Here is a 22,918-nt window from a genome sequence, read left to right on the forward strand (position 1 = left end):
ATAGATTGATATTAATTATTAAAATGATGAAATAATGCAATGAAAATAAATCCAAAAGGAACTATAATTGCAAATGCATAACAAATTTTATGCAATGACTTCCCAATTTTGCTATCAAATCCTACTGATTGCAAAGAGGAAGTGAAACCATGCCAAAGGTGTAATGCCAATAAAACGAAAGCAACACAATACAATCCTGTACGAACTGGGCTCTCAAACTTAGCAACTAATTCGCCATAATATCTTGTTGTTTCGATATCATTACCTTCTACATACTTGTACACTATTTCGTGAAACCAAAAATCATACATATGCAATCCTAAAAATGCCAACACAACCAAACCAGAAATAATCATATTTCTAGATGCCCATGAAGCATTTGCAGCACCATCGTATTTTACATAGGCAACTGGTCTAGCGCTTCTGTTTTTCAATTCTAGAACGAATCCCATAACGAAGTGAAAAACTACTCCCGCAACCAAGATCGGCTGCATAACAAATTGAATTAACGGGTTGTAACCCATGAAATGTGACATCGCATTAAATGAATCAGCACTGAAGACCGAAACGAAATTAATAAAGAAATGTAGCGATAGAAACGAAATCAAAAAAAGTCCTGAAAGCGCCATAGCTACTTTTTTAGCTATAGACGACTTCAATATTGCAGATTTTGCCATAATAGTATAAATGTTTTATTTTTTTTAAAAAGTCGAACAAATTTAGGTTAATTAGGAAAGAATTACAACCATTTATACATTTTTACCCCACTATTTATAATCATTTTAAAGTGTTTATTTTGAAACTTAGATGCTTTTTAAAAGCCAATTAGTAACACTTTAAAAGTCCGATAGTTACTTCTTCAAAGCATAACCTAAACAAAAAAGGCGTTTTGAGAATTACATAAAATAATAAAAATAAAGTCCCTAATTATTGTCAATTATTCTGTTTTATAAATGATTGCTTTGCAAATAAGCAAAAACACAAAAAACATCAATTTTGTAGATCTAAAAAAATTGTTATTCAAAAGTGGAGCTTTAATTTTGCAAAAAATATTCAACAATGAAAATCGGAATAGATGCAATAGCTTTTGATGTTGCCAAATTACATTTACCCATAAAAACACTAGCTTTAGCTAGAAATATAGAACCAGAAAAACTTGAAAAAGGATTGGGTTTATTAAAAATGACTTTACCAGATACTCATCAAGATACTGTTGTATTTGGAGCGAATGTTTTGACAAAACTAATCCAAGGCAACAACATCAAATTAGATGAAATTGCACGAATATACGTTGGAACCGAAAGTGCTATTGACAATTCAAAACCCATAAGTTCTTTTTTGATTTCTCTAATGGAGCAAAAATTCGGAGAGAACTCTTTATCTGAATGTGATGTTGTAGATTTCACTTTCGCCTGCATTGGCGGAGTTGACGCTATGCAAAACTGCCTTGATTTTGTTCAACTCAATCCGACCAAAAAAGCAATTGTCGTTGCTACCGATTTTGCCAAATACGATTTAAATTCCACTGGCGAATATACCCAAGGAGCCGGTGCCGTAGCAATGTTAATTAGTGCCAATCCTAGAATCATCACTTTCGACAATAACTGGGGAATTAGCACGAAAGGTGTTTTTGATTTCTTTAAACCATATAGAACAATTTCAAAACAGGAAATCACTGGAAACGCAAACAATGAATCTTGGTTTGATAATTTGGAAAGCGAAATTGAAATCCACAAAGACCAACCTGTTTTTGACGGACAATATTCGAACCAATGTTATATGGATCGTACTAGAGACGCTTATTTTTCATTCAAAAAATTAAAAGGCACTCAAGAAACCATCTATGACAATTGGAAAAGTATCGTAATGCATTTACCTTATGCTTTTCAAGGCCGAAGAATGTTGTCTGAAATATATGCTTTAGACGTTTCCACTCCAATTCTTTCTGGAGAAGAAACTGCTTCAGAATACCAGAACAAATTAAAAGAAATCAGCAAATCTGATGATTATAAAACATTTGTTTCCGAAAAATTACAGCCTGCAGAATTAGCTTCTTCATTAATTGGAAACTTATATACTGGTTCCATTTTTATGGGATTGCTTTCTACTCTGGCTCATTTCTACGATACAAAAAAAGAAATCACATCCGAAAAATTTGGTTTTCTAGCTTACGGAAGTGGTTCTAAGTCTAAGGTTTTTGAAGGAACTATTCAACCAGAATGGAAATCAGCCATAAGTAATGTTGCGCTTTTTGAAACGCTTGAAAACAGTTTTGAAATTGATTTTGAAACTTATGAAAAATTACACAAAAAGGAACAAAAACAAAGCATTCAAGAGCCTAAAAACGAATGGATTTTGGATCGAATAGAAACAGAAATTCCAAATCTAATTGGAGCCCGTTATTACAAATGGGTTGATTAATGCTGAGAATAACAATATAAAAAAGAGCCACGAAATAAATCCATTCGTGGCTCTTTTGTTTCAACTAAACTTAGCTATATATTCCTGAACCGTTGCGTCCGTCTTTTCATTTCTAACTTTTTGTTCCAAATGAATTGGAGGCGAAGCTCTCTCTAAACAATTTTGAACTGAGCAAGTTTCGCATGTTACCCCAACTAATTGTCTTTGCACCGAATCCCCCTCAATAAATTTAAATTTTTTCTTAATTGAAGGTGTTATCAAAATTCCTACCGAAATACTCCTTAAACAATTCTTCTTAAAAGGATCTGGAGTAGCAGATGAAAAAACGAGATATTCATTATTACTGTTTTCATAACGCGAAATCTGCGCGTCAAAAAAGTGTTCTTTCTTTTGCTTCAAAGATTCCACAATTGTTTTTATTGAAACCCATCTTCTACAATAATGCTCATTCATTTCGTTGGCATGAGGTTCCTGCTGATTGGTAATGTGCAATTCTTTTTTTATTTGATAAGTATCTGTGCCAATTTCATGGGATAAACGAAGAAAAAATAAGTTCTTTATCTGAAAATCTTTTGGTAAAATATTAGTAAGTCTCTGATAAAATGATTCTGGGGAAACCGTAAATTTATTCATCAGCTGAATCATTTCTTGCGGTTTAGGATCTGTTTTTGACAAAAACAAATTCAACTCGTTGATCAAAGGTTCCCTTGGAATAAGTAATGCCCCTGCAAAATAAGAAGCATAAAAATTATTGAGAACTTGGTCAAAATTATCAAACTTTATCCAACTAAACGTAAACAGTCTTTCTTTGATTTCAAGAAAATTATAGGCTATTTCTTTGGCCAAAATAAATGCTTTTTGAGAATCATCGATACCAACCGAAAGCAACAATGTTTTGCTTTTTGGCACAAAAATAGATCTCAAATCACCCAATTCTTCTTGTTCCGAAAAAACAATTTCATTAATTGTATAACCATATTCTTCAATCAATATCGCAGATAATTCATCGATAGAAATAGTGGCTTCTCCATCAATATGAAATGCTTTGCAAAACAGCAACACTTTTTCCTCAAGCTCCTCAAAATAATTATTGTGCGCTTCTTGATAAGAACGCAACGAAGCTAAGAAGAAACTTTCTCGGCTTAAGTTATAATGCTGTGCGATTTCAATAATTGTACTGATAAAGGCATTGACTTTAGCCGGAGCATTGGCAATAATATCAATTAAATCGGCCTCTTGGATTCCAAAAAGATCCAACGGAATCTCCTTTAAAATTCCTGATTTTAAAATTTCTCCAATCGGTGCAAGATTATTATCGAGTTTCAAAGACACCATATGATCGTAAGTGACGTCCAATTTCTCTGCCAAAAGAATAATTTTTTCCGTTTTAGGATATTTTTTTCCCTTTTCAATTTCGTTCAAATACGATTTTGACAGCTCCGTTATTTTGGCCAAGCCAAATAATGACAAATCTTTATTTGTTCGAGCCTGCTTGAGTTTAAGCCCAAAAATCAATTTGATATAATCTTTTTCCATATTCATAAAATCAAAGATAAACTAAAAAAAGAAAAACCTCAAAAAAAATATTTTTCATTTTTAGCGAACGTTCGCTTGTTTTATAAAAAACTTTTTGTAGTATTGCAGTATCAAAATGAACTAGTTATGAAAAACCACACAGAAACCATCGAGAAAAAATTCCAAATAACAAATGGAATCACACAGCAGTATCCTGAAATATTGACGGATAGCGCCATTGAATTCTTAACTGAATTGCATCAAAAATTTAATAACAAAAGACTTTCGTTATTAGAAGATCGCAAAAAACAACAGGGCTTATTTGATGCTGGAGCTTTACCTTGTTTTCAACCCGAAACAAGAATGATTAGAGAAAGCAATTGGGTAGCCGCAACTACTCCAAGAGATTTACTAGACCGAAGAGTAGAAATCACAGGCCCTGTGGATCGTAAAATGGTCATCAATGCACTCAATTCTGGAGCCAAAACATTTATGGCCGATTTTGAAGACAGTACTTCCCCTACTTGGAGCAATTTAATGGAAGGGCAACAAAATCTAATCGATGCCGTAAACAAAACCATAACTCTTGAAGATCCAATAAAAAATAAAAAATACGCTCTGAAAGAAAAGACAGCCGTTCTAATTGTAAGACCTCGTGGATTGCATCTGAATGAAAAAAACATTCTTATCGACGGCCAAGAAACGTCTGGTTCTCTCGTTGATTTTGGCTTATATGCTTTTCATAATCACGAACAATTATCCAAAAACGGAACTGCTCCTTATTTTTATTTACCAAAATTGGAGCATTATCTCGAAGCAAAATGGTGGAATGAAGTTTTCGAATTTGCACAAGAACATCTGGGAGAACAAAACGGAACTTTCAAAGCAACTGTATTAATAGAGACGATTACCGCTAGCTTTCAGCTGGACGAAATCATCTTCGAATTGAGAGACCATATCGTAGGATTAAATTGTGGCAGATGGGATTACATTTTTTCTTTCATCAAAAAATTAAGAAAAAACAAAACCTTTATCGTTCCAAACCGCGACCAGGTAACTATGACTTCGCCTTTTATGAGCGCTTATTCACAATTGGTTATTCAAAGATGTCACAAGCGAAACATACACGCAATTGGCGGAATGGCAGCACAAATTCCAATCAAGAATGATGAAGAAGCCAATAATATTGCCTTTGATAAAGTAGTAACAGACAAACGAAGAGAAGTTCAAAACGGACATGACGGAACTTGGGTAGCGCACCCTGATTTGGTTCCTTTAGCCCAATCTGTTTTTGATAAATACATGTCTACTCAAAACCAGATCCATGTAAAAAGAGATGATGTAAATGTAGTCGAAGAGGATTTGCTGGCAGTCCCAAAAGGAACCATAACAGAAGAAGGTGTTCGAAAAAACATCAGCATTTCGGTTCTATATATCGCCTCATGGCTCAACGGACAAGGCGCTGCCGCTTTACATCATTTGATGGAAGACGCCGCTACTGCCGAAATCTCAAGATCTCAATTGTGGCAATGGCTTCAAAACGAAGTGATTTTGGACAACAACAAAACACTAACAGAAGATTATTATCATCGTTTAGCAATGGAAGAATTTGAAAAAATTAAAAAGATTGTCGGTGATGAAAACCACGAAAAACAAAATTATCATTTAGCAGAACAGCTACTCGATACTTTAGTAGTCAATGAAAATTTTATAGAATTTCTAACCTTAATTGGCTATAAATACCTGTAAGAACTTCAATTTCAAAATAAAAAAAATCAAAATAAATAACCAACAAACGCTATTAAACGAACACCATGAAAACAACCGAGACAAGAATTCAAGAACTAGTTACCGACTGGATTACAAACCCAAGATGGAAAGGAATCGAACGACCGTACACCGCCGAAGAAGTTGTAAATCTCCAAGGATCTTATCAAATTGAGCACAGCATTGCCAGAATGGGAGCTACCAAATTATGGAACAAACTCAATTCGCAAGATTTTGTCGCTGGATTAGGAGCACTTACAGGAAACCAAGCCATTCAAGAAGTAGAAGCTGGACTGGAAGCCATTTACCTTAGCGGCTGGCAAGTGGCGGCGGATGCCAATGTTGCTGGCGAAATGTACCCCGACCAATCCTTGTATCCAGCCAACAGCGTTCCTTTGGTTGTAAAAAGAATCAACAACGCACTTTTGCGCGCAGATCAAATACAGGTAGTAAACGGAACGACTGATAAAAAAGACTATTTGGTTCCAATAGTTGCCGATGCCGAAGCCGGTTTTGGAGGTAATCTAAATGCGTTCGAATTGATGAAATCGATGATTGAATCGGGAGCTTCTGGTGTTCACTTTGAAGACCAACTGAGTTCTGCTAAAAAATGTGGCCATCTTGGCGGGAAAGTTTTAGTACCTACTCAAGAAGCCATCAATAAATTAATTGCTGCGCGTTTGGCCGCCGATGTAATGGGAACACCAACGCTTATCGTTGCGCGAACTGATGCCGATGCTGCCAATTTATTGACTAGCGATATCGATCCAAGAGATGCCAAATTCATCACAGGAGAAAAAACAGCCGAAGGGTTTTTCTATGTAAACTGTGGTGTGGAGCAAGGAATTGATCGCGGATTAAGTTATGCACCTTATGCCGATTTGATTTGGATGGAAACCAGCAATCCTGATTTGGCCTATGCTAAACAATTTGCAGAAGCTATCCACAAACAATTTCCTGGAAAAATGTTGGCCTACAATTGTTCGCCTTCATTCAACTGGGCCGCCAAATTATCCGTTGCCGAAATGGAAACTTTCAGAGAAGACTTGGCTGCAATGGGCTACAAATTCCAGTTCATCACTTTGGCTGGATTCCATGCCTTGAACACCAGTATGTTCGAATTGTCCAAAGCCTACAAAGAGAGAGGAATGGCCGGATATTCTGAATTACAAGAAAGAGAATTTGCTTTACAAAAACATGGTTTCAAAGCCGTAAAACACCAAGGATTTGTTGGCACATCCTATTTTGATGCCGTACAAAACACCGTTACCACAGGAAAATCTTCTACAACAGCAATGAAAGATTCTACCGAGGTAGCACAGTTTTAACTTTAAAATACTTTTTTAATAAAGCACGGAGAAACCCTCATTTCTTCGTGCTTTTTTTATTTAAAAACTTTATTTGGGCGCGACCTCATAAAGAAAAGGGACCAACTCATCATAACGGTGAATCGGTCCCTTTTCTTTATGCGGTCAGGCTGTCCGCGTTACTTCGGTAACTTGCTCCCATCCTTCGCGCGGTCGAAACAAGAACTTTAGTGCAAATAATTACTATTCACCTCCGAGTTAAATCATTCCCATTTTTCCTTTTTCAGATAATACCCCAAAAAAAACATAATCTCTCCCTTTAGCCCCGATAGTAGTGAAAATCCTCATGTGTCTCGTCTTTTCGGACGAGACACATGAGATTGCAACGGATAGCGGGACGATGCCTGCAAAAATGCCTAATCTTTCTGCTTCAAAACCAATAATAAAACTTCCGCAGTTATTAAAATCTTAAAAAAAACTATACAAATACTAATTACATTTTTAAAGTTACTATTTTTGATAATTCAATACCTAAAATTGTTTTAAAGGGAAGTTGCCACAATTTCAAATCATAAAATCAATAGAAAAGTGGCAATACCATATTCCAATAAAAATTAATAAATACAAATACGTATGAAATACCACCAAATTGACCGTGCCCTTTTTATAAAAAACAGAGCAAAATTCATGGCTCAAATGAAGCCTAATAGTGTAGCAGTATTTAATTCTAATGATATTTATCCTGTTTCTGCAGATAGTACATTGCCATTTGCACAACACCGCGATATCTTTTATTTATCCGGTGTAGATCAAGAAGAAAGTATCTTATTACTTTTTCCAGATGCTCCTTACGAAAATCAAAGAGAAATATTATTCCTAAAAGAAACTAGTGCTCATATTGCCGTTTGGGAAGGTGAAAAACTGACCAAAGACCGCGCTTTTGAAGTTTCTGGAATTAAAACCGTTTATTGGTTACAAGATTTTGAGAAAATCTTAAACGAAATGATGACTTACTCAGACATCATGTACATCAATACCAATGAACATTATCGTGCAACTATTGAAACAGAAACCCGTGAAGCTCGTTTCATTAAATGGTGGAAAGCCAAATATCCTGCACATCAAGTTGCAAAAAGCAATCCAATATTGCAACGCATCCGTTCAATCAAAGAAACCGAAGAAATTGATTTAATTCAGAACGCCTGTAACATTACCGAAAAAGGTTTCAGAAGATTGTTGTCATTCGTAAAACCAAACGTAACCGAATACGAAATCGAAGCTGAATTAGTTCACGAATTCATTCGCAACCGTTCCAAAGGTTTTGCTTATACACCAATTATTGCTTCAGGAAACAACGCCAATGTTTTGCATTACATCGAAAATAACCAACAATGTAAAGCGGGTGATTTAGTATTACTTGACGTGGCTGCTGAATACGCAAACTATTCTAGTGATATGACTCGTATGATTCCAGTTTCGGGAAAATTCACGGACAGACAAAAAGATGTTTACAATGCCGTTTTGAGAGTTAAAAATGAAGCGACCAAAATGCTTACTCCAGGAACTCTCTGGAAACAATATCATGTTGAAGTGGGTAAAATCATGACATCAGAATTACTTGGTTTAGGATTAATTGACAAAGCCGATGTTCAAAATGAAAACCCGGAATGGCCTGCCTACAAAAAATATTTTATGCACGGAACTTCTCACCACATGGGATTGGACACACACGATTACGGATTATTGCATGAGCCGATGAAAGCAAATATGGTATTCACTGTTGAGCCTGGAATTTACATCCCTGCCGAAGGTTTTGGAATTCGTTTGGAAGACAATGTTGTTGTTCAGGAAAAAGGAGAACCTTTCAACTTAATGAGAAACATTCCGATTGAAGTGGAAGAAATCGAAAGTTTGATGAATTCTTAATTCTTATTAAATACAATCAAAAAAACGGCTTTCAGTAATGAGAGCCTTTTTTTTGTTTTTTCATAAAATAATGTCCAGTCTCAATAATCGGTTTTGTGACAGGAATGCAATAATTTTAGATTGGCATACTCATACTTTTGGCATGTTCGCCTATGTTTTTTTTGGTAGGTGAGCCTTAATATTGCCAGTAGCTCTACTCTTAATAGAAACGAAGCAAAACAATGGCTAAATACATTTTGAGTAAGAAATAAAAAATTCGCCCAAATTCGTTTAATCCACAAAATCTGTGGCTCAATGCACAATTCAAATCAAAAATCAAATTTGAGCTGTACCACCACTGTTTTTTTGATTTCCGTATTTAGGTTGCTTAAGGAAATTCCAAGAAGACGAACTGAATCTTTCATTTTCTCCTGGTACAAGAGTTCTTTGACCGTTTCAAAAATCAGTGCTTTATCGGAAATGAAATAAGGCATCGTTTTGCTTCGCGTCTGTTGGGTAAAATCGCTGTACTTTATTTTAAGTGTAATTGTTTTGCCGGAAATCTGATGTTTTTTTAGACGACGTTCCAATTCAGACGCAATTTTTTCGAGTTTTTCCAACATAAATATTTCGGAGGAAAGATTAATGTCAAAAGTATGTTCGGCAGCAACCGATTTTGTAATCCGATTTGATTTCACTTCACTGTTATGAATACCTCGAACTACATTATAATAAAAACCACCAGACTTTCCAAAATGCTTTTCCAGATACTCAACTGGTTTATTTTTTAAATCCAAACCCGTAAAAATTCCAAGCTGAAACATTTTTTCAGCAGTAACCTTTCCTACGCCATAAAATTTTTGGATGGGTAATTGTTCCAAAAAAGAAATCACTTCATCTGGATTGACCGTTTTTTGGCCGTTAGGCTTATTGTAATCACTGGCAATTTTGGCCACGAATTTATTGACCGAAATCCCCGCCGAAGCCGTTAACCCAACTTCATTAAATATTCTTGCTCGAATTTCCTGTGCCAATAAACTGGCACTAGGATTGCCTTTTTTATTTTTGGTAACATCCAGATAAGCTTCGTCAAGTGAAAGAGGCTCAACCAAATCTGTATACTCATGGAATATTTTATGGATTTTCTTTGAGATTTCTTTGTACCTATCAAAACGTGGCCTTACAAAGATAAGTTCGGGGCAGTTTTTTTTGGCTAAAAAGCCACTTATCGCAGAGCGAACACCAAATTTTCTAGCTTCATAACTGGCCGCCGAAACAACTCCTCGGTTTTCGGCTCCCCCAACAGCAATGGGTTTGCCACGCAACTCAGGATTATCCATTTGCTCCACCGAAGCATAGAACGCATCCATGTCGATGTGTATGATTTTTCTATGTGGGAGAGGTTCGGACATGTTACAAATTTAGAAACGTTTTGAAAAAAATGGAATGACAGAACTGTTAAAAAAATAAATGAATATCTTTGATAAACGCACTAGCCCCGATAACAGTGAAAATCCTTATGAGCCGGGGTTCGGCTCATAAGATTGAAACGAATAGCGGGATAAAGCTCCAAAAAACATAAAAATGGTAGAAATAGAAAGAAAATTTTTGGTGACTTCAGATTCTTTCAAAGAAGAATCTTTTGCCCAAAACAGAATAAAACAAGGCTATTTAAGCTCGATCCCCGAAAGAACAGTAAGAGTGCGTGTAAAAGGTAACAAAGGGTTTTTGACGATAAAAGGACTCTCAAGCGAATCGGGTATGTCCCGTTTTGAATGGGAAAAGGAAATCCCCGTTGACGAAGCTGATAAATTATTGCTTTTATGTGAATCTGGCGTAATTGACAAAACCCGATTTGAAGTCAAAACGGGTAGTCATATTATTGAAATAGATGAATTTTACGGAGAAAATGAAGGCTTAATTATGGCTGAAATCGAACTGAAGTCTGAAACCGAATCTTTTGAAAAACCAATCTGGCTTGGTCAAGAAGTTACAAATGACAAAAGATATTACAATGCCTACTTGAGTAATAACCCTTTTAAAAATTGGTAGTTTTTGAGTGAATAAAGTAATTACTAAAAAATCACTTTTGCAATTCCTCTATTTTTACATTTACTGCTCCACCCCTTTTGTTGGAAGCAATATCCATAAAGGCTTTTTTACTTAAATCTATTTCTCTTCCTCTTGCAAAAGGACCGCGATCAGTCACTTCTACTATTACCGATTTCCCGTTGTCTTCATTGGTAATTCTTAGCTTAGTGCCAAAAGGAAATTTTCTATGGGCTGCGGTTAATTTTTGATTGTCAAATCGTTTTCCGCTTGCTGTTTTTTTACCGTTAAACTTGTCGTGATAATAAGAAGCGTGAGCATTTTTCTTGAAAAACACAAACTTCCCTGTTTCAACAGTAGCAGTATCTGGGGCGATTGTTGCTGGTGAAAACTCTTTTTCGACAACCTTAACTTTTTTTACAGTGTCTTTATTGATGGAAAATTTTTTGCTATTTATAATGGCACTTTGACCACTTACCAATCCAAAATTGGCAAGTAAAAATAAAAGCGTGATTATTTTTTTCATTTATAGTTTATTAGGTGAAACTTTTGAAGTGCAAAAAAAGGTAAAAAAAAGTCCTTCTCAGGACTTTTAAAAATGGTTTAAAACCATAATGACCAAGGGATTCTACTTAAAATAAGCACTAATCCTAAACCGTAAAATATAGAGAAAGTCTTAAATTTTGATTCGCTAGTCGTTAATTTTTTATGTTTTGACCAACCAATCGTAATTAAAACGATAGCAATGATATTGATTAATGGATGCTCCAATGAAGTTAAACGCAACGCTTTATCAGACATTTGCCCTAAAGAGGCCAATCCTAGTGGAGAAACAAAATACAAGATTATACCAACCAATAATTGAACGTGTATTCCAATTAATCCAAACAAAGCAATTTTTCTGTCTCTTGCAGTAAATTCTTTTTTAGAAGACATTCCTATTATGGCATTAATAACCGCGATAACAAGAACTAACAATGCAATATAAGCCCAACCTGAGTGAAATTTTTGTAAAATCGTGTACATAAATATTATTTTAATTTAAACAAATATAAGCAAAAAAGTCATAAAAAAACCCCAATACACTAAAAAGCGATTGGGGTTTCTGAACTATATTTTGATTCTTTTTTCTAGAAATCGTAACGCAAACTAAAGTTATAAGTTCTTCCAAATCCGAAGAAAACTTGGTTAACAGTTGCTATACCATTGTAAATATCTCCTGCTTGTGCATAAGTTACAGCAGGTGTTGTTGCTGTAGCTTTTGTTTTAATATCATCAGCGAAGAAGTTAGATCTAGATTCAGCAATATAAATTTCATCAAATACGTTATTTACATTCAATCTGAAATTTACTGATTTATCTCTTTTTGCTCCTACAAGCATTTTATATGAAAATCCTGCATCAACTAATCCGTAAGATGGCAATTCTAACGATCCTTTGTTATCAGCTGCTGTGAATTTATCAGGTGAAATTGCTGCATATAAATTATCATTAAAATTATAATTAGCATCTAAAGTAACTCTTTCTAAAACTTCATAAGAAGCACCTAAAGAAGCAGTCATTTGAGCAGCATCTCCAACTTTTACGTTATCTAAATATAAAAGTGATTTACTCAACTCTTCGTTAGCAGAATTGTATAATGTTGAATTAGCATTACCACTGTATTCCCAGTTTCCAAAAGAGAACATTCCATTAACTTTGAATTTATCAGTAATTCTAGCATTTCCTTCAAATTCAGCCCCCATGTGTGTTTCACTAATTCCTGTATAATCATAATACCCACCATTATTGGTAGCTGTATTAGAATCGTTTATTCTTAAATTTCTATCATCCCAAGTAGTATAATAAACATTTACATTGGCAGAGAAAATTCCAGAACGGAAACCGTAACCTCCTTCAACACTCATGATTTTTTCATTTACCAAGTATGGATTCACTATAGAAGCATTTCCAGGATATACGGCATTAAAGAACGGTTGTTTTGAGTAATAACCTGCATTAGCAAAAACATTATGCTGTTCATTAATATTATAGTTTACTCCTCCTTTTACGTTACCTCCAAGAATATTTTCATAATCTGTGGAAGAAAGTGGATTAGAACTTAAATATTTAAAGTAATCTACTCTTTTGAAACCTTGTTGAGAAACAGCTCCTTGAATGAATGCTGTCAAATTATCTTTTGAATACTCTAATTGAGTAAAAGCACCATACCAGTTAACATTTCCATCATTGTAAAAATTGATCTTATCTCCAGCTGTAGCATTTGAAAAAGGATTCCCAGAAGGACTAACTGTGTAAGTGTTTGTCAAGATTCTTTTTGGATTGTTAATGTCTGTATTATCATAATACTCATCAGCTCCCAACAAATTATTTAAATTTTGATAGTGAATACCCACATAAGTTCTAGCATCAACCCCTAAATCCCAAGTTATGTTCTCTGTGAATTTTTTATTAAAATTGATCACACCACCATACCAGTCATGAGAGTTGATAGATGAAATTTGAGAAATACCTGAAGTACTATTATAAACATATGGAGAAGCTGGAGTTCCTGCACCAGATCTACCTGTATTTGAACTATTTTGAAAATTACCATTAATTTCCGTTCTTGTTCTAGCCACTCCACCAATCACAACAGTTTGACCTGAGTTATAAGCTTGAATTTTATCAAAATCCACTAAACCATCAGCAGTTCTAAATGCATCTGCTGTATAAGTAGCTCCTCTAACTCCTCCTGCACCTCTAGCTCCACCACCACGGCCCCAAGAACCGTAAAGAACTGTTGACAATTTTGAAGTTTCGTTGATTTTGTAATCCCAGTTAAAAGAACCAACTGGTTTATGGAAATAGTTTCTTGTCATACTAAACTTTTCTCCATTCAAATATCCCCAATCAGAGTTGTATTTTATATTTGGCTCTCCATCAACTCCATATTTTTGATACTGAGCGATAGTAATACTTGAACTTCTTTGGTTGTGCCATTGTGGCGCTCCTGTAAAAGTAAATTGAAAATCGTGTTTGTTGTCTTTTGTAGTATAACCCAAAGCTATAAAATAGTTGTCTCCTACAAAATCAGTTCCATCTACATATCCATCTCCCATTGTGTGGCTGTATAAAATAGAGGCTGAAAGTCCATTCTCCAATTTACCTGTAGAATAAGACGCTTGTGTTTTTAGATAATTTGCATTTCCAAAAGAAGTACCAATAGAACCTCCTTCTTTTTGATCAGAAGATTTAGTCAATATATTAATTGTTCCTCCAACTGAAGCGATAGCTAATTTTGAAGAACCTAAACCTCTTTGAACTTGCATAGCAGAAGTTACATCAGATAACCCTGCCCAGTTACTCCAGTAAACAGAACTGTTTTCCATATCATTAACAGGCACACCATTAATCATAACTGCAATGTTATTTTGACTAAATCCACGAATACTAATTCTTGAATCTCCAAATCCACCACCACCTTTTACAGCATAAACTGAAGGAGTGTTCTTTAAAACTTCAGGGAATTCTTGAGTACCTAATTTTGCTTGAATTTCTGATGCTTTGATTGTAGAAACGGCAACAGGTGTTTTTCTGTCTTTTGCAACATCCACAACAGTTGATCTAACTACGATTTCACTCAATTCGTTAGAATTAGAAACCAAAACAATATTTCCTAAATCAGTAGTTCCACTTGAAACTGAAAAGCTCACTGTTTGGTTTTCGAAACCAATGTAAGAAATAATTAATTGTCCAGCATTTACAGTAGATTCAATGGTAAATTTACCATCAAAACCTGTTGAAGCACCTACTGATGCACCTTTAATAGCAACATTTGCCCCAGGTAATGGGCTTTGACCATCTGTAATAGTTCCAGTAATTTTCCCTTGTGAAAATACGGTTGAAACCACTAAAAATAGCAATCCAGAGAGTAACCAATTTTTCATTGTAGTCATCATTGTTAGTTTAAATATTTTTGGCAAAATTATAACATTTGAATCAATATGTGTTAAGGAATCTTTAAAAAATTGCACTTACAACAATATCTAACCACAAAAAAATCATATTTTAATTTTATTGTTAATGTTTTAACGATTTATCTGTTTATAATGTCGAATTATAAGAATTTATCATTCAATAAGGAATGTCCTCTTTTCAGTTTTTCCTTTTAATATGTTAATTCTAATTTCATTCCAATAAAAAAGGCTCTGATTTTTTATAATCAGAGCCTTTTAATTTACTACAGAAGCGATCTATTTATTTTCTAAAAAATGATTCAATAAAAATTTAGTAGAACTGTCGTGATTCTTTACTTGCTTGGTATTAATCTCTTCTAATATCGAATTAGCCAATTGTTTTCCAAGTTCCACGCCCCATTGGTCAAAACTAAAGATGTTCCAAATAATCCCTTGAACAAAAATTTTGTGTTCATACATCGCAATCAAGGAACCCAATGATTTTGGTGTCAATTTTTGAATCAAAATTGTATTGGTCGGTTTATTTCCCGTAAACACTTTAAACGGCAAAAGAACACTTGCTTTCTCCGCGCTTAATCCTTGTTTGTCAAATTCAGCCTGAACTTGTTCTTGTGATTTTCCGTTCATCAAAGCTTCAGTTTGGGCAAAAAAGTTTGACATCAATTTATCGTGATGATCGTCATCTCCATATAATGGCTTTACAAATCCAATAAAATCAGAAGGAATCAATTTTGTTCCTTGGTGAATTAATTGAAAAAAAGCATGTTGTGCATTTGTACCTGGTTCTCCCCAAATGATAGTTCCCGTTTCATAATTCACTGGGTTCCCGTCACGTCCCACACTTTTACCATTACTTTCCATTGTTCCTTGTTGCAAATAAGGAGCCAATTTCTGCAAATACTGTGTATAAGGAATCAAAGCTTCACTTTCGGCACCAAAGAAATTATTATACCAAACACTCAATAACGCCAATGTTACTGGAATATTTTTGTCAAAATCAGCTGTTTTGAAGTGTTCGTCCATTTCATTGGCACCACTTAACAAATCGTTGAAATTATCGAACCCAACAGCCAAACTTATAGAAAGCCCAACGGCACTCCATAAAGAAAAACGTCCTCCAACCCAGTCCCACATTGGGAATACGTTGTCAGGATTAATCCCAAACTCGGTTACTTTTTGAATATTGGTTGAAACGGCCACGAAATGTTTGGCAACATCTTCTTGGCTAGCTGATTTTAAAAACCAAGCTTTGATAGTTTCAGAATTAGTTAAAGTCTCTTGAGTTGTAAATGTTTTGGAAACAATCACAAATAAGGTAGTTTCTGGATTTAATTTTTTGATAATTTCATTTACGTGATCTCCATCAACATTGGATGCAAAATGCACATTTAAATGGTTTTTATAATATTGTAAAGCTTCAACTGCCATAACAGGTCCTAAGTCAGAACCACCAATACCTATATTAACGATATCCGTGAATGGCTTCCCCGTGTATCCAGTTCTTTGTCCTAAAATTACTTCGTTTGAAAATGATTTCACTTTATTTTTTACTGCATATACTTCTGGCATCACATTGATCCCATCCACATTAATTACAGCAGATTCTTTAGCACGCAAAGCAGTATGTAAAACAGCTCTATTTTCTGTTTGATTAATAATTGCTCCTCCAAAATAATCGGATATAGCATTTTTCAAACCTGTTTCGTTTGCTAATTCAAGTAACAAATCAATTGTCTCCTGAGTAATTCTGTTTTTAGAATAGTCAACCAAAAAATCATTCCATTTCAAATGAAATTTTTCAGTTCTTGAAGAGTCGGCTTGAAACATTGCTGTCATTGAAGCCTTTTGTATTTCATTATAGTGTGCCTGAAGTTTTTTCCAAGCAGAAGTTTCGGTAGGGTTTATTGTATTTAAAGCCATTTTATTCTAGTTTTTTATAATTGTGCAAATTTACTGAAATAAGTTTGATTGGACTAAAATCAGTACATTATATAACAATTAAATATCAAATTAGAAGAATAAATAACTTGATACAAAAAACGCAAAAAGAACTTCTATAAATTGGAAACACTATCCAATTCAAATTTCAAGGGCTCGATCTTTGTTAAGAAACGTTCTTTGTTTTTTGCATTCATAGGTTCACCGTTTGGCAATTTCAATCGCAATGCATCAACCTGAACTCCATTTTTCCAAAAACGATAGCATACATGTGGACCACTTGCCAAGCCCGTACTTCCTACCAATCCTATAGTTTGCCCTTGATTGACATGTTGTCCACGTCTTACCAATATTCGAGACATGTGTAAATATTGGGTAGAGTAAACCTTATTGTGTTTTACTTTTACAAAATTCCCATTCCCTGCAGTATAACCTGTTTGTTCAACTATTCCACCAGCCGTTGTAGAAATTGGCGTTCCATAAGGGGCTGCATAATCAGTTCCTTTGTGTGCTTTCCAAATTTGTTGTACGGGGTGAAAACGATTAGAAGTAAAACGTGAACTGATACGGCTAAATTTAATTGGTGTCTTAAGGAAAAAATTCTTTAGAGTTTTTCCATCTTCATCATAATAATCTACTTTACCAGAACCTGGATTTTGTTCAAACGGAAAAGCATAAATAATTTTTCCTTTGTATTCAAAAAAAGCAGCTTCAAGACTATCTACACCGTCATAAATTGAATCATTGATATAACGTTCAGTAAAGGTCAATCCAAATCGGTCTCCCTTTTTAACTTTAAAGAAATCGATAGACCACGCAAAAATCTTTGAAATTCTCGTTGCCAAAGCACCTTCAACATTAGCTGATTCTAAAGTTTCGGATAGCGATCCTTTCAAAACTCCACCAATAGTTCGGCGCTTTAAGGTTAAAGGTTTAGTCTTTTTATATGCCTTTGCAATTGAATCCCGCAAATCAATCACATAATAGTGTAATGCGTCGGGTTGGTATATAAAAACATTCAGAGAATTAGTTTTATTCTTGGAACGAAGAAGCGTGTAATGTTTATTAATTCTAATAGTACGAACATCAAAAGTGTCTTTCACTTGAGCAACAATGTCAAATACTTTTTTGTCTCCAATATTTTGATTTTGCAAAATACTCCCAAAAGTATCTCCTGATTTTACAGAATCCTGAACAACATTAAAATCAGAAAATTTAAATCCAAAATCATTCTTTTTGGACTTTGGAATCACTTGGTTTTCCACAACATCTTCACTCCTATTGCAGGATATCAAGGAAAACAGCACTACTAAAATTACAATTACCTGCTTCAAGTTATCTCTTTTTAATCTTTAGTTTTCTACTCCCCAATTAGCCAATTCCTCTTCACTCCATAATTCCGGAAAGAAAATTCTTCTTTGATATCTTGGGTGCATGTATTTTTTCCAGTCGCTTCCCCCAGTCGCTTCACCATCACCTTTACCATTGTCAATATATTTTCTAGCGGCATTTAGATGTCCCATTACCCAAGTAACATTTACTGTGTGATCATAGTGCCGCATGGCTTTCACCAATTCTGGATTTTCACGATCAGATTCTGGTAATTGCTTGAATTTCTGCCAAAGATTTATAGTGTTGTATTCCTCCATTTGTGTCAAAAATGAAGCTTTGTATTTGCGTTCAAACTCTAATAACAAATAAGACTTTTCACCTGTTTGATGATCTTTCCCCGCTGCTTGCCAATACATATGATCCAAAGCATGTTCATAAGGTGTGTTTCTATCAATAGTTGCTCTAAAACGATAATCAATAAGATTGATTAAATCAGTTGAAGCAATTTCTATCATTCTATATTGAGCACTCTGAAAACCGCTGGCAGGAGTTAGCGTATTTCTAAATTTCATATATTGTTCAACCTCCATACCGTCTCCCATAATATCAAACGAAGTGGTAAGCATATCAAAGTAACGACTAATTCTCATTAATCTCTCTGTAAAAAAATCGGTAGTCAATTTTTCGGCATAGGAAATTTGATGCATTTCCCAAAGTATCATTTTAAAAAGCAATTCATTGACTTGATGATACATGATAAAAACCATTTCATCTGGAAGCGTTGTTCTTTGAATTTGCAAATTCAATAATGCATCTGTTTGAATATAATCCCAATAGGTTATTGGTTTTGACCAAAGTAATCCTTCAAGATGCGTCTCCGTTTTTTGGTTTATTTTTTGAAATTTTTGATCAATTTCATCCAAAATTGATGCAGTGGTATCATTTATTGTCATTTTGATTTTAATTTAAACGGATTATTCAATCCTTTGTATTCTTCCAAATCGGCCTTGATCGAACCTACCAAAAGGTTTGCTTTTATCCGAACTGGTATCTTATTATAGTCGTCTGAAATCCAAATCGTTAAACCTTCTTCTTCTTTAAATATACGTCCAGACTGAACTAAAGGTCTAAAAATCATGGCAGAAACCATGCCAAATTTAGTTTTAATATCTTCTCGACCTATAAATTTTAACTTAAATTTTGTAGTCTCATTGTCAAAAAACATATCGATAATAACTGATTCCCCTGCTTTAATTTTATTGATGTTGGGGTAATTACGTAAATAATAAAAGGAAGACAAAATATCCTGTGTTTTATCCGAAAAGCTAAAGGTTTTTTCCGTTTTATGTTTGTAATCTTTTACCAAGACTTTATTAGTTTTTTGATCAAAAAAACCTTCTTGATTTTTTGTGTAGCCACCTTCATTTATTTTGCGAACAAACTTATAGGGACTTCTATTATTCTTATCTATATAACTTTCGTAGACATCTTCAACCTTAAAAAAAAACTTGGTCATGCCAGTAGAATAACCTTTACCTATAACATGGTAAACAGATTGGCTGTTTAATATAGCTTCTTTAACCTCAATTGTAGCATATCCTGCATCTATGATTCCATAATGAACCCTGAATCTTAGATATTCACCTGCAGAAAAAGCTTCTTCCTTTTGCGCATCGAAACCCAAAGTGATAATCACCATCAAGAAAATTATAATTTTTTTCATTGGATTCGATTCATTATAAGATAACCTCAAATGTATTAAAACAAAAAAACTCAGTCAAATTAATGACTGAGTTTTTATGCTATTAACTAACCAAAAAACTATAAATTATGAAAATTTATATGAAACTAAGAAGGAAACCACCCCTTCCTGATTTGCGAGTGCAAAAGTACATCATCAATGAACGTTTTTTTAGCAAAAATCCAAGTTTAACACAACATTTGCAATTTTAAGGGTAAGTTAACTGTTATTTTTTTTGATAATGCAATAAAAATGAAATTTTACAACGTTCCTCGCAATTCTTGTTCTCTCTCAATTGACTCAAAAAGCGCTTTAAAGTTCCCTGCACCAAATCCTTTTGCTCCCATTCTTTGAATAATTTCAAAAAACAAAGTTGGACGATCTTGAACTGGCTTCGTGAAAATTTGCAATAAATAACCATCTTCATCAGCATCTACCATAATGGCTAGTTTTTCTATGTCATTCAAATCTTCTTTCATCATATCCATATGCACTCCTAATCTTTCTGGAATGGCTTGGTAATAAGTATGCGGTGGTGCTGATAAAAATTCTACCCCTCTCGCTTTTAATTCCGATACTGTTTTTATGATATCATCTGTGGCAATGGCGATGTGCTGAATTCCGGGCCCGCCATAGAAATCCAAGTATTCTTCGATTTGTGATTTTTTCTTTCCTTCGGCTGGTTCATTGATTGGAAATTTGATCCTTCCGTTTCCGTTTGACATTACTTTACTCATCAAAGCTGAATACTCTGTATTGATTTGTTTGTCATCAAAAGAAAGGAAATTTACAAATCCCATTACATCTTCATAGAATTTTACCCAAGTATTCATTTCGTTCCAACCCACATTTCCAACCATGTGGTCGATATATTTCAGACCTGTTGGCTCTGGATTGTAATCAGATTTCCATTCTTTATAGCCTGGTAAGAATATACCGTTGTAGTTTTTTCTTTCTACAAAAATATGAACCGTTTCACCATAAGTATATATACCTGAACGTACTACTTCCCCAAACTCATCTTTCTCAACTGTTGGTTCCATAAAGGAACGAGCACCACGCTTCATGGTTTCTTCATAAGCACTTCTTGCATCTTCTACCCAAAGTGCAGCTACTTTTACTCCATCACCATGTTTTTTCAAATGGTCGTGAAGAGGAGAATCTTGCGTTAAAGGAGTAGTTAAAACAATTCGGATTTTGTCTTGCTTTAATACATAAGAAGCTCTGTCTTTTACTCCTGTTTCCAATCCGGCATACGCCAATGATTGATAACCAAAAGCAGTTTTATAATAATGTGCTGATTGTTTTGCGTTACCTACATAGAACTCTACATAATCGGTTCCTAAAAGCGGAAGGAAGTCTTGTGCTCCTTCGAATATTTTCTCTAATCCGTATTCTACTGATTTTACTTCTTTTGCCATTGTGTTTATTTGTTTAATCGGTTAATCGTTAAATTGATTCACCGAAATGTTATTGATTGTCCTAAAGCCCTAGCCCTGATGGAAGCGGCATCCCACGCTTTTTTGCGTGGATACAGCGGACAGCAGGAAATGCTCCTAATTAATTTATTAAATGTGATTAACTTCTTTCCAAGTAAGGACTTACTCTACCCAAGATTTATAGTATTGTCCATCATCAATTCCCATCGCTTCTTCGGTTACCATAAGCGGTCGGAAAGTATCGACCATTACGGCCAATTCCTGCGTTTCTGTGTGTCCAATACTGCGTTCCATAGCACCTGGAGCAGGTCCGTGCGGAATCCCTTTTGGGTGCAATGTGATGTATCCTTGCTCGATGTTGTTACGGCTCATGAAATCGCCATCTACATAATACAATACCTCGTCACTATCAATATTACTGTGATTATATGGTGCCGGAATGGATTTCGGGTGGTAATCGTACAATCTTGGTACGAAAGAACAAACTACAAAAGTACCTGTCTCGAATGTTTGGTGTACCGGTGGCGGTTGATGCACACGCCCAGTTATAGGTTCAAAATTGTGAATAGAAAATCCATACGGGAAGTTGTAACCGTCCCAACCCACAACGTCAAAAGGGTGTGTGGCATAAACTACTTCATGCATCATACCTTCTTTTTTCATTTTGATTACAAAATCTCCTTTTTCGTCATGCGACTCTAATTCGTTTGGCAAAATAAAATCACGCTCGCAAAATGGAGAATGTTCCAAGTGCTGTCCTGATTCGTTTTTATAACGTTTTGGCGTATAAAACGGAGAATAGGATTCTACATAAAACAAACGATTGTCTTCGGTTTCAAATTCGATTTGGTAAATGATTCCGCGTGGAATAATCAAATAGTCCCCATACTCAAAAGGGATATTCCCAAGCATTGTTCTAAGCTTTCCTTTGCCTCTATGTATGAAAATCATTTCATCGGCATCGGCATTTTTATAGAAATATGAGGTCAATGATTTTCTGGGCGCTGCCAATCCTATGATACAGTCTTTATTGACCAACATCGCTTTTCGGCTATCCAAAAAATCATCTTCAGGCTTCAATTCGAAACCTTTCAATAATAATGATTTTATGTTTTTCCCAATTGCAATTTTGGGTTCAACCGAATACGATTTTAGTATTTCTTTGACCTGAGTCGGTCTATCAATGTGGTACGATAAGGAAGAATGACCATGAAAACCTTCTGTACCAAATAGTTGTTCGTAATACAAACCTCCATTTGGTTTTTTAAACTGGGTGTGTCTTTTAGGAGGAATATTTCCTAGTTTATGATATATTGGCATGACAATTTAAATTAGATAGTAAGCAATTCGTAAAAATCGTAGCGTCAAATAGTTTCTCTTTTTTAAAGCAAAACTTTGATATACACAATCAAGTATTCAATTCTTTGACAATACTAATAGGGCTAAGCGCTCCTATAAAATCACTCTGGATTTCTTTTGATTAAGAATTGAAGATACTCTAATAAACCTGTCCAATTTGTTTTCATAATTACAAATGTCGTAATT

17 protein-coding genes are annotated in these 22,918 nt (G+C 34.7%); 5 read left to right on the forward strand and 12 right to left on the reverse strand.

All coding sequences use genetic code 11. The features are described from left to right. Window positions 1-11: 11 nt before the first annotated feature. Entirely contained in the window at window positions 12-677 is a 666-nt protein-coding gene (locus J2W95_RS07835; protein WP_310005678.1) for a succinate dehydrogenase cytochrome b subunit, read from the reverse strand. Window positions 678-1,059: 382 nt separating this feature from the next. Here J2W95_RS07835 and J2W95_RS07840 point away from each other — a divergent pair, with 382 nt between their 5' ends. Beyond that, window positions 1,060-2,421, forward strand: a complete 1,362-nt coding sequence (locus J2W95_RS07840; RefSeq protein WP_310005680.1) for a hydroxymethylglutaryl-CoA synthase family protein — start codon at window positions 1,060-1,062, stop codon at window positions 2,419-2,421. A gap of 60 nt (window positions 2,422-2,481) precedes the next feature. Here the strand turns inward: J2W95_RS07840 and J2W95_RS07845 are convergent, their stop codons facing one another. Next, window positions 2,482-3,963, reverse strand: coding sequence for a helix-turn-helix domain-containing protein (locus tag J2W95_RS07845; RefSeq protein ID WP_310005682.1), 1,482 nt, complete (start codon window positions 3,961-3,963; stop codon window positions 2,482-2,484). A 120-nt stretch (window positions 3,964-4,083) separates the two neighbouring features. Between J2W95_RS07845 and aceB the strand changes: the two genes are divergently transcribed. The 3 genes from aceB (at window position 4,084) to J2W95_RS07860 (ending at window position 8,936) form a co-directional block, all read left to right on the forward strand. Beyond that, window positions 4,084-5,685 (forward strand): malate synthase A, encoded by a 1,602-nt coding sequence (gene aceB / locus J2W95_RS07850; RefSeq protein WP_310005683.1) that lies wholly within the window; start codon window positions 4,084-4,086, stop codon window positions 5,683-5,685. A gap of 65 nt (window positions 5,686-5,750) precedes the next feature. Continuing rightward, a complete protein-coding gene (gene aceA, locus J2W95_RS07855) occupies window positions 5,751-7,031 on the forward strand; it encodes an isocitrate lyase (protein WP_310005686.1) in 1,281 nt (426 codons plus the stop codon). A gap of 612 nt (window positions 7,032-7,643) precedes the next feature. Beyond that, on the forward strand, window positions 7,644-8,936 hold the full coding sequence (locus tag J2W95_RS07860) for an aminopeptidase P family protein (RefSeq protein ID WP_310005688.1): 1,293 nt from the start codon (window positions 7,644-7,646) through the stop codon (window positions 8,934-8,936). A 308-nt stretch (window positions 8,937-9,244) separates the two neighbouring features. Here J2W95_RS07860 and dinB read toward each other — a convergent pair whose 3' ends face one another. Further along, window positions 9,245-10,327, reverse strand: a complete 1,083-nt coding sequence (gene dinB / locus J2W95_RS07865) for a DNA polymerase IV (protein ID WP_310005689.1) — start codon at window positions 10,325-10,327, stop codon at window positions 9,245-9,247. Between the two features lie 172 nt (window positions 10,328-10,499). Between dinB and J2W95_RS07870 the strand changes: the two genes are divergently transcribed. Beyond that, on the forward strand, window positions 10,500-10,967 hold the full coding sequence (locus tag J2W95_RS07870; RefSeq protein ID WP_310005691.1) for a CYTH domain-containing protein: 468 nt from the start codon (window positions 10,500-10,502) through the stop codon (window positions 10,965-10,967). Between the two features lie 31 nt (window positions 10,968-10,998). On the opposite strand, the gene J2W95_RS07875 is transcribed toward J2W95_RS07870, so the two are convergent. From J2W95_RS07875 to J2W95_RS07915, 9 genes are all read right to left on the reverse strand, one after another. Further along, complete coding sequence (locus J2W95_RS07875) at window positions 10,999-11,490, reverse strand: septal ring lytic transglycosylase RlpA family protein (RefSeq protein WP_310005693.1); 492 nt, start codon at window positions 11,488-11,490, stop codon at window positions 10,999-11,001. A gap of 77 nt (window positions 11,491-11,567) precedes the next feature. Then, complete coding sequence (locus tag J2W95_RS07880) at window positions 11,568-11,990, reverse strand: hypothetical protein (RefSeq protein ID WP_310005694.1); 423 nt, start codon at window positions 11,988-11,990, stop codon at window positions 11,568-11,570. Window positions 11,991-12,094: 104 nt separating this feature from the next. Further along, complete coding sequence (locus J2W95_RS07885) at window positions 12,095-14,902, reverse strand: TonB-dependent receptor (protein ID WP_310005696.1); 2,808 nt, start codon at window positions 14,900-14,902, stop codon at window positions 12,095-12,097. A 297-nt stretch (window positions 14,903-15,199) separates the two neighbouring features. After that, on the reverse strand, window positions 15,200-16,843 hold the full coding sequence (gene pgi, locus J2W95_RS07890; RefSeq protein WP_310005698.1) for a glucose-6-phosphate isomerase: 1,644 nt from the start codon (window positions 16,841-16,843) through the stop codon (window positions 15,200-15,202). 134 nt (window positions 16,844-16,977) lie between these two features. Beyond that, entirely contained in the window at window positions 16,978-18,195 is a 1,218-nt protein-coding gene (locus J2W95_RS07895) for a M23 family metallopeptidase (RefSeq protein WP_310005700.1), read from the reverse strand. Between the two features lie 18 nt (window positions 18,196-18,213). Continuing rightward, a complete protein-coding gene (locus J2W95_RS07900; protein WP_310005702.1) occupies window positions 18,214-19,146 on the reverse strand; it encodes a tryptophan 2,3-dioxygenase family protein in 933 nt (310 codons plus the stop codon). Continuing rightward, entirely contained in the window at window positions 19,143-19,916 is a 774-nt protein-coding gene (locus J2W95_RS07905) for a DUF3108 domain-containing protein (RefSeq protein ID WP_310005704.1), read from the reverse strand. The genes J2W95_RS07900 and J2W95_RS07905 overlap by 4 nt, the downstream gene beginning before the upstream one ends. A gap of 278 nt (window positions 19,917-20,194) precedes the next feature. After that, complete coding sequence (gene hppD, locus J2W95_RS07910) at window positions 20,195-21,355, reverse strand: 4-hydroxyphenylpyruvate dioxygenase (protein ID WP_310005706.1); 1,161 nt, start codon at window positions 21,353-21,355, stop codon at window positions 20,195-20,197. Between the two features lie 180 nt (window positions 21,356-21,535). After that, window positions 21,536-22,693, reverse strand: coding sequence for a homogentisate 1,2-dioxygenase (locus J2W95_RS07915; RefSeq protein ID WP_310005708.1), 1,158 nt, complete (start codon window positions 22,691-22,693; stop codon window positions 21,536-21,538). Between the last annotated feature and the right edge of the window lie 225 nt (window positions 22,694-22,918).

It is taken from the genome of Flavobacterium granuli (assembly GCF_031456055.1).
Taxonomy (GTDB): Bacteria; Bacteroidota; Bacteroidia; order Flavobacteriales; family Flavobacteriaceae; genus Flavobacterium; species Flavobacterium granuli_A.